Source organism: Terriglobus sp. TAA 43, assembly GCF_000800015.1.
Lineage (GTDB): Bacteria > Acidobacteriota > Terriglobia > Terriglobales > Acidobacteriaceae > Terriglobus.
In genome coordinates, this window is the sequence record NZ_JUGR01000001.1 from 3324331 (window position 1) to 3339243 (window position 14913).

The following is a 14913-nucleotide window of genomic DNA, read 5'->3' on the forward strand; positions in this document are numbered from 1 at the left end:
AAAAGACAGACCAGGGAGAAGAACTAAGTGGAAACAATACCGCAGCGCAACTACACTATCTTCCGGTTCGGTATAGAAGGGTGTCAATTGTTTGTTTTTGTTACCCTTCGCCGCTGAAACTCACCAGCTACGCGTTATAGGGTTGAACCCGCCGTGGACCGGGCACGGGCACCGGTTGTGGCTTCATCTCAGGCGAAGTTTCCGCCCGCAAAGCCTGCTTTTCGCGGTAGAGCATCATGTCGCTGCCGTGCAGCAGTTCTTCCAGCGTCGCGTCCTGCCCACTCAGGGTGACGCAGCCAATGCTGGTGCTAATCGTGAACACCACTTCACTCATCGTTTTCAGCCGCAACCCGTGGATGGCCGATTTCAAACGCATTACAACCTCGGTCGCCTGTGCCTCGCTGCAGTCCGGCAGCAGGACAAAGAACTCGTCGCCGCCCAGGCGCGTTGCAATATCGGTAAGCCGCAGGGTCTTTTGCAGCGTATCCGCCACGGCGCACAGCGAGGCGTCTCCAGCCGCGTGCCCCAGGCCATCGTTGATCTGTTTAAAGCTATCCACATCCATCATCAGTGCGGAACACGGCAGGTTGCGGCGACGGATGCGCTCCAACTCTCGCATGGCAAACACATCCAGGGCGCGCCGGTTAAACAGGCCCGTCAGAGGATCGGTCATGGCCGACCGCTCCAGCTCTGCATGCATCCGCAAATTGCCAATCCACAGATAGCTGAGCGCCAACCCGGCAATGGTGATGATGCCGCTCCAGGAGAACCACGCATCCGGAATCTGATACTTCCAGGCCAGCGCCACTCGAACGAAATTAGGCAGTGACTGCATGGCGAAACAGACAATGATGGCGTTGACTGCCGGACGGATCACTTCGTCCTTGTTTCGCAGGAGGAGGTCAATGCAGGCCAGATACATCACTGCAAGAATCGGCACCGCCTCAACCGTTCGAAGCACCACGTTCGGCTGCCACCACGTGTAATAGGCGTAATTCATCACCGTCGCAGCATTCAGCAGCAGCAGCCACACCAGATAGTCGCGCTTCTGATCGGTGGTTTTGGCAATGGCCCGGTTCGCCAGCGGACCAAACATCAGGAACAGACCATTGCCAAACAGGATGCTGATCACATCCGAGATCTGCCCGCGATACGCCTGCAGCCCAAGTCCCAGTCCCGCGCAGAAATACGCTGCCGCAAACCATACGGAACCCTTGTCCCGGCGGTTTCTCGATTGGAAGTATGAGGACGCGAGGATGACGCCGCCCAAAAATATGAGCAGGCCGGCCTGCACCGTGAATAATGTCCGTCGGTCCATGCGTTCGAAGGCGCGACTAATAATGTCGACACGAAGCCGCGAAACCCGACTCGAATTAAGACGGGTAGATGGCACAGTGTAGCATTTTGGTACACTGCCGTTCGCCTCAATCCCAGACGTTTTCCAAGGCTTTTTACATCAGGCGTGAGGCTAGTCCTGATTCAGGAAACAGCCCCACTCGCTCAGCGCCACCGGTGCCGCACTCCGAACACTCAGCCGCACTTCGGTCGCCTGAATAGCGGCTTCCAATCGCACAATGCGGCAGTTCCCAATGCTCTCACCCGACGCGACACGAACCCACGGGCCACTGCCATCGCGTACTTCCAGCCGGAACTCCCGTACCCGCTGACCCAGGCCGATTTGCTCCCGCAGCCGGAACAGATTGAACGTCTTTCTGTCCGCGAACTTCGCGGTAACATTCGCTTCCGTCAGGTTGTCCGCAGTACTCCAGAAGGTGTCCGCATCGCCATCCACCAGCTTCGCCGGGGAGTACTTGGCCGAGCGCACATTCGACGCCGTCAGCTTCGCCCCGCGCAGCAAATTCGTGGCAAACATCTTCTGCACACGTGCTGCGAAACCGTACAAAACATCCGCGTCCGCATCCGCAATCAGCCCGCGCGTATCCGGCGGAATATTCAACAGCAAACCCGCTCCATGCCCCACAGACTTCTCGTAAATGTTCAACAGTGCGTCAACGGACTTCGGCTTCTCCTCCGGGTGATAAAACCAGCCCTTACGGATCGACACATCGCACTCCGCCGGAATCCACTCTTTGCCATAAGCAGAACCCGCACCAGACAGCTTCGTGTCCACATCGCCAGGAACGGCAGTAGCGTCATGATGCTCACTCAGCAGAGTCACCGTGTTCCAGCAATTCTCTGCGGCAATACCGCGTTCGTTACCCACCCAGCGAATGTCCGGCCCAGCATCGCTAAAGATCACCGCACCCGGCTGCAGCTTGCGAACCAGTCCCCACGTGTTAGCCCAGTCGTAATAGGTGTGCTTGTCGATGGTCCGCTTCTCCCGCGCCCCACCATAGAAACCATCGCCACCATTCGCGCCATCAAACCACACTTCAAAGATCGGCCCATAGTGCGTCAGCAACTCAGTGATCTGTTGCCGATACGTCGTGATGTACTCCGGCTTGCCATAGTTCGCATTGTTCCGGTCCCACGGCGAAACATACACACCAAACTTCAACCCATGCTTCTTCGCCGCAGCCGAGATGTCGCGGACAATGTCGCCCTTGCCGCCCTGAAACTTGCTCTTGCTGATGTTGTGATCGGTCGACTTCGTAGGCCACAGGCAGAAGCCATCATGGTGCTTGCAGGTCAGAATCACACCCTTAATGCCGCCCTGCTTCAGCGTCAGCACAATACTGTCCGCATTGAACTCGGTCGGGTTAAAGATATTGGGGTCTTCATCACCCAACCCCCACTCACGCCCGGTAAAGGTGTTCACGGTGAAGTGCAGGAAAGCGGTGGTCTCCATACGCTGCCAGCGGAGTTGCCGCAGCGAAGGCGTCGGACCAAACTTTGCAGGCGCACCTGTGCCTTTGGTCTGCGCTGCAGCTGTTATGCCGGTTGCCAATGCACTGCTTATAAACGTCCGACGTGAAAGTTTCATGGCTTCCATCGTAAGACAGCGGCTAGAAGATGCCGAGGAAGCGCTTGCGAATCTTCTTGCCTGCCGGGTCTACGCTTGTATAGAAAGGAAGCGTTGTCGCGGTAATGGAATAGTGCAGTGGCGTGATCGTTGTTCGCTTGATATCCGCACCCAGCATGTCTCCGTGAAAATCTGGGGGAATCTGCTCTCGCATGGCAAAGATTACTGAGAGCAGGCAGGTGCGGCTTCCTCCATACTCGTTCGCCTGAAGTCCCTTCACAAACGACAGAACGTTTTCGCGCAACATCTCTGGCCCACGCCAAACTTCTGCCGTTTCAACCATTCCGTCTTTGGCAAATTCCACCCGTACGATGACCAGACCGGTGACGTGGGCCTCGCTAGCGATTGGCGGATAAGTGATCGTAGTGGTCTCTTTCACACCGCTAACGCCGCAGGGCGGCTCCTGCGCAAGAAGGTTCGCACCGCCGCAAAGCAGCATTGCACCGAGACAGACTTGCGCGGGCATACTCACTGCTAGACTTTATAGGTCATGCAATACCGTTCCGGAAGCCAGATTCGCGAAGATTTTCTGCGGTTTTTTGAGGGCAAGGGCCATCGCCGCATCCACTCGTCGTCGCTCGTGCCGCACAACGACCCCACGCTGCTCTTTGCCAACGCGGGTATGAACCAGTTCAAGGACGTCTTCCTTGGCTCGGACGTGCGCACCTACTCCCGCGCCACCACCTCGCAGAAGTGCGTCCGCGCGGGCGGCAAGCATAACGATCTGGAAAACGTCGGCTTCACGCGTCGCCACCACACCTTCTTTGAAATGCTGGGCAACTTCAGCTTCGGCGACTACTTCAAGAAAGACGCCATCGCCTTCGCGTGGGAACTCCTCACCTCGCCCGATTGGTTCGGCATCGACAAGGACAAGCTCTACGTCACCATCTTCGAGGGCGACGCGCAGACCCCGCGCGACGACGAAGCGGAACAGTTCTGGATTGAAGCAGGCGTGCCCAAGAGCCGCATCTATGAACTGGGCGCCAAGGACAACTTCTGGCAGATGGGCGAAACCGGCCCCTGCGGCCCCTGCTCTGAGATCTATTACGACCTCGGCCTCGCCGCCAGCGAAACCGGCGAAGACAAGCCCTTCGGCGAAGACGACCAGCGCTACATGGAGATCTGGAACCTCGTCTTCATGCAGTTCGATCGTCACATCACACCCGGCGGCCTGCCGGAACTCACGCCGCTGCCCAAGCCCTCCATCGACACCGGCATGGGCCTCGAGCGTATCTCCTGTGTGCTGCAGGGCAAGCTCTCCAACTATCAGAGCGATCTGTTTGTTCCGTTGATCGATGCTGCGATTCGTCTGACAGGGTTCTCCGCCATGAACGCGGAGGAAGGCTCTGTCAGCGATGCAAAGGGCGCGGCCTCACTTCGCATCATCGCAGACCACGCACGCGCCGCAACGTTCCTCATCGCCGATGGCATTCAGCCCGCGAATGAAGGCCGCGGTTACGTACTGCGCAAAATCCTTCGTCGCGGCATCCGTCACGGACGCCTGCTCGGTCAGGATCAACCCTTCATGCACGAGATGGTGCACGCCGTCGTAGGCGAAATGAAGGTCGCATATCCTGAACTGCTGGATGCAGAAGAGCGCGTTGCAAAGACAGTGCTGCAGGAAGAGCAGCAGTTCGCACGCACGCTGCAGCTTGGCCTCGCACGCATGACCAATGAAGTTCTGCAGGATGGCGCACAGGCATTCTCGCTGTACGAAACCTTCGGCATGCCGCTCGACTTCATGACCGATGCCGCGCGTGACGCGGGCATCGAGTTCGATATGGTCGGCTTCGAACGAGCCAAGGAAGAAGAACAGAAGCGCGCACGCGCCTCATGGAAGGGTGGTTCGCAGAAGACCGCATCGCCAGCCTTCGCATCTCTCGACAAGACCGACTTCGTCGGTTACACCGGCCTCCGTGCTGACAGCGCAGAAGTCATCGCGCTGGTGAAAGACGGCGTCGGTGTACAGGTTCTGCAACCCGGCGATACAGGCGAAGTCGTTCTCGACCGCACATCCTTCTATGCAGACAGCGGTGGACAGGTGGGCGACACCGGCTGGCTCTTCCCAACCGATCACACCAGCACCATCGCGGAAGTGCACGGCTGCACCAAGCCCGTCGCGGGCGTCTTCGCGCACAAGGTCACGGTCAAGCGCCCCATCGCCGTGGGCGACAAGGTAGACGCAGTGGTCGATGGCGCAGAACGCACCGCCACCACCCGCAACCACACCGGCACGCACCTGATTCAGGCTGCGCTCCGCGAGGTGTTGGGCACGCATGTGAAGCAGGCCGGATCGCTGAACAACCGCAACCGTCTTCGGTTTGACTTCTCACACTTCGCCCAGGTGGCAGATGAGGAGTTGCAGGAGATTGAAGACATCGTCAATCAGCACGTGCTGGCCAACACCAAGGTAGAAACCTTCGTGGATGTGCCCATCGACGTCGCCATCAATGAGTACAAGGCCACTGCACTCTTCGGCGAAAAGTACGGTGACAAGGTACGCGTCGTTAAGATCGGCGACTTCTCCACCGAACTCTGCGGCGGCACCCACACGCTCGCCACCGGCGAAATCGGTTTGCTGAAGCTCACCGGCGAATCGTCGGTAAGCAGCGGCATCCGTCGCGTGGAAGCCATCACCGGCACCGGTTCGCTGTCTGAGTTCCGCAAGGGCTTCGCGCTTGCGAAGATGGCTTCGACGCTCGTCGGTGCCAACGATGCCGAAGGCTTCCAGGCAAAGCTCTCCGCTCAGGAAGAGGAGTTGAAGAAGCTGCGCCGCGAACTCGATCAGGCACGCATGAAGTCGGCTTCGGCCTCCACGGAGAACGCTGCGGAATCTGCGGTCGAAGTGAAGGGCATTAAGGTACTCGCGCAGAAGGTCAGCGGTCTCGACCGTAACCAGATGCGTACGCTCGTTGACACACTGCGCACGCGCCTCGGCTCCGGTGTCGTCGTCCTCGGCGCAGCCACGGAAGATGGCAAAGTCGCGCTGATCGCTGGCGTAACCAAGGACCTCACGGGCAAGGTGCAGGCAGGTAAGGTCGTCGGCGCCGTCGCAGCAAAGGTTGGCGGCAAAGGCGGCGGACGTCCGGACCTCGCAGAAGCCGGCGGCACCGATCCCTCGCAGCTTGATGCCGCGTTGGCTTCCGTACCCGATACCGTAGGGGGCCTGATCGCCTAGCAACCGGTGTCCGGGACAAAAGCTGTCAAGCCACGGTCCCGTCCAACTCAAACAAAGCAAAAGAAATAGAGTTGGCATGGTATTTCCGCCAAACCTCTAAAATAGAGATAGAGCAAAAGAGCAGGGCCGCAGCGATGCGGCCCTAACTCCTTTAGAAAGACGATTTTGCCTCTAACCCCAATGGATAGACGATTTTACAGCCACTAAAAGCTTAACTCTTTTAGAAAGACGATTTTAGAAAAACAGGGGGGAGGGGGTACCCCTGCGATACCAGGTCCTCAAGTCGATAAAGCCTGTTGCTGTGGCCTAAAAGCAGCGCGCCGAAAACGCGCGACAACTGCAAGCGTTCTTGTCAGCGCAGCAGCCATCCGCAAACTCTTCCGGTCGAAGTTCCACATGGCAGACGTTGCAGAGCGAAACATGCTTGTGCAGAACCGCATCGTGCATCTTGTGGCCCACATCGGTGATCTTGTGCCCGGCATTGTGCATGCCGTGCTTCAGTGCGGACATCACATCGTGCAGCGAAGTGTGGTGCGGATTGTGGGTTCCATGGGTGTTGGTGTCGGGCATCTCACTGCCTCCCGGTCGTAGCCTGTCAACGCCTATGTTGTATTCCCACCGCAATAGTTTTGGCTACTGGTTTGTGACGGCGCACGGTTGCGGTGTGCGGCAACCGTCACTACAGTGGAAGCCATGCTGGATGTCCATCCACCCCACACCCCCGCACACGGCGTAGGCGACTTTTTCTTACACCTGTTCACCATCACCGTCGGTCTGCTGATCGCCGTCGGAATTGAGGGAATGGTGACGCGCCACGAGCACAAGAACCTGGCCGAAGAAGCGCGCGAGACGTTGACGGCGGAAATCCGCCACAACATGGCAAATACAGATGACGCGGTGCGCGACATCGCCGCCCAGCAAGACCGTATGAAGAAGAACCTGGACACGCTGGAGAAGATCCAGACCGCCCCAAAAGGATCGGCCGCAGACAACGCCGATATCAATGCCGCCTACGGTTCCACCGGTCTGGAGAAGACAGCCTGGCGCACCGCACAGGCCACAGGAGCCCTAAGCTACATGCCCTACGAGGAAGCCCAGCGCTTCAGCGGCATCTATGACGAGGTCGACAACTTCGAGAACGCACAGAAAGCCCTCGTTGAAGATGAGGCGCAATTCTTCGGCGCGCTTGCCAGCCATCCCATCGTGAACGGCCACATCACCAAAGAGGGTGCCGACGCCATGGCGGAGCGGTTCGGTATATGGCAGGGCCACCTCCTCAACCTGCACATCGCCGCCCGCGTATTGCAGGAACATGAACGTGCCTTTTTGGAACATCGTGCGCCGTTGAACCATATGTCAGAAAAGATAGGGAATTAGCGCAACGGTGTCGGTCTGAGACGGTAATCACGGAAGCTACCCCGTTGGCTTTCGTCCCCAAAACAGCTGGGAGACCTCGATACACTGAAGCCGGTTTGGCTTCTCTAGCTCCATCCCGAAGCGCACGATGCGTTGTCGCTGCGGCTCTACTGTTGCCGTTGGCGTTGAGCGCCGTCGCGCAAAGACCACGGACATCGTCGAGTGCATCTGCCACCAGGAAGAAGGCTGTCGAGCAGACGCCATGGCAGATCGCCGAGGCAGCGCGCGAACAGTTGATGGCCATTCCGCCAGAGCAGCGCACCCGCGACGACTACACGACGGTGATGGATGCGTACCGGCTGATCTATCACGGCAATCCCGCGGACGTGCATTCGCCAGAGTCCATCTACAACGTAGGCCTGCTACTGGCCGACCAGGCCATGACGCTGCACGAGCCAAAGATGCTCACCGCGGCGATTGGGCAGTTTGAGTTCCTGCGGACACAGTATCCGCGATCCAGCTTCCGCATCCTGGCATTGCTGGAAGAAGCGCATGTTGCCGCGAATGATCTGCATGATGTGAAGCTGGCGCGGACGAAGTATTCGGCGTTTGTCGAGGAGTATCCACAGTCGTCGCATATCGACGAAGCACAGGCCGCACTCAAGAGCCTGAAGGCCGGCGTCCTGCCAACTTCTCCCGATACAGCGCAGGCCAGTGTTAAGCCGCAGGTGGTTGCGCAACCGAAGGGATCACGCCTGCCGGAAGGCAGCGCGTCCGCCTCTAATGGCGTCCCGGCCTCGACAGTTCCACATGAGATCCGAGACGCTGCAAACGCTGCTGCCTCGCAGTCATCCACGCTGCCCGCACTGAAGCCGACGACGCGTATGCAGGAAGTGGAAGACGCATCCGCGAATGTGCCAACGCATACCCGCAACGGCTTGGCGACGGTCTCGGCCATCCGCCACTGGTCCACCCCCACCTACACCCGCGTGGCCATCGACCTGGGCGACGAAGTGCAGTATGAAGCGGCACGCGTGCCAAATCCGGATCGCATCTTCTTCGATCTGCATGGAACGCGACTGGCGCAGGAGTTGAGCGGCAAGGCATTCAGCGTAACGGACGATGGCTTCTTGAAGAAGATCCGCGTGGCGCAGTACTCGAACGATGTCGTACGCGTGGTACTCGACGTGAATGATGTGACCGAGTATTCGGCGTTTCTGCTGCCGAATCCGTACCGACTGATCATTGATATCCATGGTGGTGCGAAGAGTTCCACCTCGTCCGTTCAGCCGCCTACAACTACGGCTACTCCTCAGACCGACAAACTGCGTGGAGATGATCTGCTGCATGCGCCGACGGTGACGCAGAGCGCAGCCAACAACGCGAATCGGTCAACGGGTCTGTCGTCTGGGGTCTCACTGCCTCCCGCTCCAGTTCCTGCAGATACCGCTGCGGTTCCAAGCACAGTTGCGACGCGCAGCAGCGGTCGCGACGTGGCCAGCTTAAGCAAGGCTCCCGATACGCAGAAGGCGACGTTGTTGCCGACGAGCAAACCGATTGCGGTGGTTGCGGATACCCGCACCGGCGACATCCCTGTGCCGACGCACAAGAACGGCAAGCGGAATGAGAAGGCGGTCGAAGCTGCGGAGCCGGGGCAGGCGGCTGCACCCACCGCAGATGGCGCACGCACTCTGCAGCGCGCGCTGGGACTCAAGATCAACCGCATCGTGATTGATGCGGGACATGGTGGCCACGACAGTGGAACGCTGGGCGTGGGCGGCATCATGGAGAAGGACGTCGTTCTGGATGTGGCGCTGAAGCTGGGCAAGCTGCTGCAGGACAAGCTGGGTGCGCAGGTAATCTACACCCGCAGCGACGACACATTCATTCCGTTGGAAACGCGCACAGCGATCGCCAATAAAGCTGAGGCGGACTTGTTCCTCAGCATTCATGCGAACAGCTCGCAGGACGAAACAGCGCGTGGCGTGGAGACGTATTACCTGAACTTCACCTCACAGCCAGATGCGCTGGATGTTGCAGCGCGTGAAAACGCGGTCAGCGATCAATCCGTGCATCAACTTGCGGACCTGGTGAAGAAGATAACGCTGAAGGACAAGTTGGATGAGTCGCGAGAGTTCGCTGCGGACGTGGACAAGTCCCTGTTCGAGGGACTGCATCGCGGTAACGAAGGACTGAAGGATCGCGGCGTGAAGAAGGCTCCATTTGTGGTGCTGATCGGAGCGAATATGCCGTCGATCCTGACAGAGATCAGCTTTGTAACGAACCCTCGTGACGCATCGCAGTTACGGACACCGGAGTACCGCGAACGCATCGCGGAGTCTATCTATAAAGGCGTCGCTCGGTACACCAGTGGTTTAAGTAGCGGTTCTGTGACGACGCGGGTTGCGAAGACTTCCTCACCTGACCCTCGCGGGCAGTAGCCGCTTTCCTTTGGGCGATGGTGGTAGTCTCACTTTGAGTGATGCTGCGTATTGCCCATTTCGCGCTTGTTTCCGCTCTGCTGGTTTCCTCTGCCGTAGCGCAGACGCCAGCAGCTTCTACGACGGTTTCTGTTCCGCCTGCACCTCTGTTGGCTGATCACTTTGGTCCTTGGCAGGCTTCCGCTCCTGCCACGGTCAATGACATCCATCTGCCGGATGATGTGGCGAAGGAACTGATCGTCAAGCGGTCGGCCGCGAAGATCTACGAGGCAGAGGGGAACAAGGCTGCAGTTTCGGCAGTGGAACTCGCCGACGCGACTGGTGCTTACAGCGCATTCACTTATCTGCGTACGACAGAGATGCGTCCGTGCTCGGCGGGTAACAGCCTGGGTGTCGATTGCGCGGTGTCCTGTGGTCGGTTGCTGTTCTGGCAGGGCGATACGGTGGTAATCGTCGCGCCCGCGGGGCTGAAGGGCATTGCAGCAGGTTCGTTTACAGATCTAGTCGGTACGTTGCCGAAGCCTAGTGGTGCGAAAGCCGCGCATCCGTTGCTGCCAGGCAAGTTGCCTACCGACGGTTTGGAAAAAACCAGCCTGCGTTATGCCGTTGGCCAGAGTACATACGCAGCCGGTGGTGGCGCGATTCCGGCTTCGGCGCTGGACTTCAGCAAGTCGCCTGAAATTCTTACCGCGCACTATCGCTCGTCGAAGAGCGGTACCGGATTGTTGACGCTGATCTTCTATCCCACGCCGACGATCGCAGGCGATCGCATGCGTGCGATTCAGAAGGCGATGGACGACAAGCAGATGCCTGCTTCATTCTTGGCGGGTGAGCCTCAGATCGCGCGTTCGGGACCGATTGTTGCGATTGCTTCCAGTGGCTTCACGGCGAAGGAGGCTGCGAAGCTGGTCGGCGGTGTGAAGTACCAGGCGCAGATTGCGTGGGACAAGCCCGAAGGCTACATGGAGCAGTTCAAAGTCTCTGCCGCAGCCAGTGTGTTGGTGCAGATCATGATCTTCGTATTCGTGATGTGCGGTGCTGCGCTAGCGTTGGGAATTGTGTTCGGCGGGGGACGCGCTGCCTTCCGAATTTCGCGCGGTAAGTCGGCTTCGTCGCTTGCGGACATGGAAGTCATCAGCCTGGGTTTGCGCGGCAAGCCGGAACACAAACTCGAGTAGTCGATCTCGATTCTCATACGTTTGGCGCTAGTGAGTAAAAGAGAAAGAAAAGCGAAACCGTACGCGCGCCAAGTAATAAAATCTCTTCGCTAAAAGCATATTTTTCAATGAGATGCGATTCTCCTTGACACCGCCTGAAGTGGAGCCATAGACTTTCGCCAGAAAGTTCAGATGGCTTTGCCTCCGTCCGGACTATTCTCCCTGAGAAAAAGCCGCCCGCTCCGCAGGCGGCTTTTTCGTGCCCGATTTTGAACCCGGAAAACGCTCCCTAGAGCGCGATTTGGCACACACGGCAACCCACGATAGAATCGTTAAGGAACGCCGACGTAGCTCAGTTGGTAGAGCAGCTGATTCGTAATCAGCAGGTCAACGGTTCAAGTCCGTTCGTCGGCTCCATACGCGTTCCATTTATGGATTTAACATCGCCTCCTCGCAGGCGATTTTTTATTGCCCGGCGAAGGGGGCGGAGACCGTTGGTGCCATCCGCCGTCGTTTTGAGAACGTCAGGATCAGGGTTGTCGCGGAGGTCGTGCGGGATTCTTTGTCGCGAATTGGGAGCGGGGGACGCACACCTTCATCTCGAAGTTGGTGGTGGGTAGACTCGCGATGCAAGAGGCGGAAAAGAGCCGGAACGCTTGGTTTGCTCATGAAATGTTGGGGGACCGTGAAAAAAGAATCAGTTGTGGTACAGGTTACCCACAAGATTCTTCATTTCGTGGTTATAGGTATCTTGCGCGCAATGTCCGACGGCATCATACTCGGCATTAGGTGAGCAAAAACGCAAGGAACCGCTCACTGCTGGAGCACAGACGATGCCCGTAATGACAGCGCCTGTTTCCCGTTACAGCCGAGCTCAGGCCGGACGGATCCTGGGTGTTCCCGAACGCCAGGTGACTTCGTGGCAGCGAGCCGGGCTGATTGCCGACACCTCTGACTTCACCATTCGCGACTTGGCCAGGATGCGGAGTCTGCGTGATCTGCAGCATAAGCGGCATTCTGCGAGATCCATTCGCGTATCGCTGGAGGCGATGCAGCGCGCGGGGTTTGCTGATCCGCTGCACAACTTTGCTCCCGTGTCGCAAGGGGCGAAGCTGGTCTTCCGCCATGCCGGAGCGCTACTGGATCCTCTGACACAGCAGCTTGCCTTTGATTTTGAAGCGCCGAAGCGGGCGTTGACTGTCGTGCGGCGCGAGCTGCCGCGCGACCAGCAGCTCCGTGATCAGGCGCGCGCCCAGGAGATTTTCCAGCGCGCTGTGCAGTTGGAAGAGAGGCAAGAGACGCTGGCTGAGGCAGCCGACCTGTACGAGCAGGTACTGGCCATCTGGCCGAAGCATGCTCCCGCTTCCATCAATCTGGGAACGATTCTTTATAACGACCGCAGATTTGAAGAGGCGGAGAAGCGGTATCGCGCGGCTGCTGAGATTGATCCGGACTATGCGCTGGCTTTCTTCGACCTGGGCAATGTGCTGGATGAGTTGCGACGTCTTCCGGAAGCGATCGTGGCTTACCATCGGGCGATTCAGCTCGTGCCGCAGTATGCCGATGCGCACTACAACCTGGCGTTGGCCTATGAACGCACAGGCGAGAAGCGCAAGGCATTGCGGCACTGGCTCTGTTATGTGCGACTGGACCCCGTGGGTCCGTGGGCGACGCACGCACGCCTTCAGGCGCGACGGACGCTGGCGAGTGAGCGGCTCAGTATCGTTTCGCGATTTGGGAAGATGGCTGGGTAGAACTCCCAGGAAGAATGTGAAAAAGAAAATGCGCGGCGAGAGCCGCGCATTGCTGTATCTGAGAGAAGAGGAGCTTACGCTTCAGCCGGTGTTGCTGCTTCTTCCGTGGCTGGCTTCTTGGGTGCGGGTGCTTCCTGCTTCTTGCTGGGAGCGATGATGGCGTGGAGCGTGGTGCCTTCCATGCGCGGCATGAATTCCACGATGCCAGCCGGGCCCACGTCCATGATGAGGCGGTTGATGATCTTGTAGCCCAGATCGCGATGTGCCATCTGGCGGCCACGGAAGCGGAGGCTGGCCTTCACCTTGTCGCCGTCGTTGAGGAAGCGAACAGCCTGGTTCTTCTTCGTCTGGTAGTCATGTTCGTCCACGGTGACGGAGAACTTAACTTCCTTAATGACGATGACCTTCTGCTTCTTACGTGCAGCGCGGTCGCTCTTGTCCTTCTCGTAAAGGTACTTGCCGTAATCCTGAATGCGGCAGACGGGCGGCACTGCATTGGGGGAGATTTCCACGAGATCCAGCGAACGCTCGCGCGCGATCTTCAGCGCGTCGAACGGGGCCATGATGCCAAGCTGTTCGCCATTTTCATCGATCACGCGGATTTCGCGCGCGCGGATTTTTTCGTTGGTGCGGATGAAACTCTTGACGGAACGCTTGTCAGTAAACGGTGGAATAGTCGGGCCTCCGCAGCGCACTTAGACGTGCCTCTGCACGAACCAGTATACAACGTGGTGCCACCGTTCAAGTGATTTCTCTATGTCATCAATAGCCGAATCTGTGCCTTGCGGGCTTTCCCAGGTGTGCTGTCAAGAACGAAAAGTGCCCTTGAAGGCGGTACATAGCAGACAGAAAGAGTTATGCTTGCATGTGGTGCACAGGCGGGCGAGGTTCTGGCGCACGGGAGATAGACACGTTCCATGAAACGTCGCATTCTGCTGGTTGATGATGAAGTTGCCGTTCTGCTTACCCTCAAGGCGGTTCTTGAGATCAGCGGATTTGATGTGGATACGGCCACAAGCGCACGCGAAGGCAAGAGCCGAATCCGCCATCGCGAATACGAGATGGTGATCACGGACATGCGCATGGAAGATGAACATGCCGGCACCGAAGTGATTGCGGCGGCCAAGGAAGCTCCTTACAATCCCGCAGTTGCCCTGCTCACTGCGTTTCCCGTGGATGATGAAGCACTTTCAACCATGGGCGCGGACAAGATGCTGGTGAAGCCAATGCATACGCGCATTCTTCTGCAGCAGCTTGAGGCGTTGTTTGCCCGGCATATCGCAGCGAAGGAAAAGACTTCGGGGAAAAAGCCTGTGAAGTCGGCTGCGAAGAAATCTGCTGCCGTGGTGAAGAAGTCAGCTCCCGCAAAGAAGGCGGTTGTGGCGAAGAAGGCTGCGCCCGTAGCCAAGAAGGCCATTCCAGCGAAGAAAAATGCGCCTGCGAAGAAGGTTGCTGCCAAAAAAGTTGTGCCGGTCAAGAAGGCCGCTGCGAAAAAGCCGGTGGCTAAAAAAGCTGCGAAGAAATCGCGTTAATCACGCGGGATAGATCTCTCACAAATAAGAAAGGCGCTCCGGAAGGAGCGCCTTTCTATATTTCCGTGGTGCGTTATTTCGGGCTGTGCGTCTTGATGTAGCTGCGCAGTGCGAGATTGATTTCAAGCGCCTTGCTGGTACCGTTGTCGAGCATGTGTAACCAGTCGCTGGCGGGCGATTTCAGCCCTGCCGTGCTGAGCAGGTAGCCGGTCTGCACAATGATTTCAAGGGCATTGCTAAGGTCGTGTGCCAACTTGCGGATCTCAAGGGCAAGATCTTCCGGAATTACAGATTCGGTTGTGGGGGCAGAAGGCGAGTTTACGTTGCTCTGGTCCATGCGGAAACGGTGCTCCCAGCTAGTTCTGTGTGTGCTGCGCTTTGGATGCTACTGAAAAGTCTGAAGGTTGGATAGAAAGTGATGATGAGGCCGTCTGGTTTGACATCCTGTTCATCCTTTGGGACACTGAAAGAGCTGCAAGCGAAGTTCTGGCTCATGCCTGTGACGCTCGCTC

12 protein-coding genes and 1 tRNA gene are annotated in these 14913 nt (G+C 58.0%); 8 read left to right on the forward strand and 5 right to left on the reverse strand.

The genetic code is table 11. The features are described from left to right. Positions 1-127: 127 nt before the first annotated feature. The 3 genes from M504_RS21425 to M504_RS14070 all read right to left on the reverse strand — a co-directional run bounded on the left by M504_RS21425 (position 128) and on the right by M504_RS14070 (position 3449). Complete coding sequence (locus tag M504_RS21425) at positions 128-1318, reverse strand: GGDEF domain-containing protein (protein WP_084214346.1); 1191 nt, start codon at positions 1316-1318, stop codon at positions 128-130. A gap of 150 nt (positions 1319-1468) precedes the next feature. Further along, positions 1469-2944 (reverse strand): alpha-L-fucosidase, encoded by a 1476-nt coding sequence (locus M504_RS14065; RefSeq protein ID WP_047495036.1) that lies wholly within the window; start codon positions 2942-2944, stop codon positions 1469-1471. A gap of 22 nt (positions 2945-2966) precedes the next feature. Continuing rightward, positions 2967-3449 carry an energy transducer TonB gene (locus tag M504_RS14070; RefSeq protein WP_156993787.1) on the reverse strand — a complete coding sequence of 161 codons (483 nt, stop codon included), beginning with the start codon at positions 3447-3449 and terminating at the stop codon, positions 2967-2969. Between the two features lie 24 nt (positions 3450-3473). Between M504_RS14070 and alaS the strand changes: the two genes are divergently transcribed. From alaS to M504_RS14105, 7 genes are all read left to right on the forward strand, one after another. After that, positions 3474-6161, forward strand: a complete 2688-nt coding sequence (gene alaS / locus M504_RS14075; protein ID WP_047492470.1) for an alanine--tRNA ligase — start codon at positions 3474-3476, stop codon at positions 6159-6161. Between the two features lie 396 nt (positions 6162-6557). Continuing rightward, the gene (locus M504_RS22105; protein ID WP_156993789.1) at positions 6558-6752 is read left to right on the forward strand and encodes a hypothetical protein; all 195 of its coding nucleotides are present in this window, start codon (positions 6558-6560) and stop codon (positions 6750-6752) included. A 93-nt stretch (positions 6753-6845) separates the two neighbouring features. Then, positions 6846-7538 carry a hypothetical protein gene (locus M504_RS14085; protein ID WP_156993791.1) on the forward strand — a complete coding sequence of 231 codons (693 nt, stop codon included), beginning with the start codon at positions 6846-6848 and terminating at the stop codon, positions 7536-7538. A gap of 95 nt (positions 7539-7633) precedes the next feature. Next, positions 7634-9958 (forward strand): N-acetylmuramoyl-L-alanine amidase, encoded by a 2325-nt coding sequence (locus M504_RS14090; RefSeq protein ID WP_084214347.1) that lies wholly within the window; start codon positions 7634-7636, stop codon positions 9956-9958. Between the two features lie 41 nt (positions 9959-9999). Then, positions 10000-11136, forward strand: a complete 1137-nt coding sequence (locus M504_RS14095; RefSeq protein ID WP_047492479.1) for a DUF6599 family protein — start codon at positions 10000-10002, stop codon at positions 11134-11136. A gap of 320 nt (positions 11137-11456) precedes the next feature. After that, a tRNA-Thr gene (locus M504_RS14100) sits at positions 11457-11532 on the forward strand. A gap of 416 nt (positions 11533-11948) precedes the next feature. Further along, positions 11949-12869, forward strand: coding sequence for a tetratricopeptide repeat protein (locus tag M504_RS14105; protein ID WP_047492481.1), 921 nt, complete (start codon positions 11949-11951; stop codon positions 12867-12869). Positions 12870-12943: 74 nt separating this feature from the next. Here M504_RS14105 and infC read toward each other — a convergent pair whose 3' ends face one another. Next, a complete protein-coding gene (gene infC, locus M504_RS14110; RefSeq protein WP_084214433.1) occupies positions 12944-13543 on the reverse strand; it encodes a translation initiation factor IF-3 in 600 nt (199 codons plus the stop codon). Between the two features lie 243 nt (positions 13544-13786). On the opposite strand from infC, the gene M504_RS14115 reads away from it, so the two are divergent. Continuing rightward, positions 13787-14401, forward strand: coding sequence for a response regulator (locus tag M504_RS14115; RefSeq protein WP_047492483.1), 615 nt, complete (start codon positions 13787-13789; stop codon positions 14399-14401). Between the two features lie 73 nt (positions 14402-14474). Here M504_RS14115 and M504_RS14120 read toward each other — a convergent pair whose 3' ends face one another. Continuing rightward, positions 14475-14738, reverse strand: a complete 264-nt coding sequence (locus M504_RS14120; protein ID WP_047492486.1) for a hypothetical protein — start codon at positions 14736-14738, stop codon at positions 14475-14477. Positions 14739-14913 lie beyond the last annotated feature (175 nt).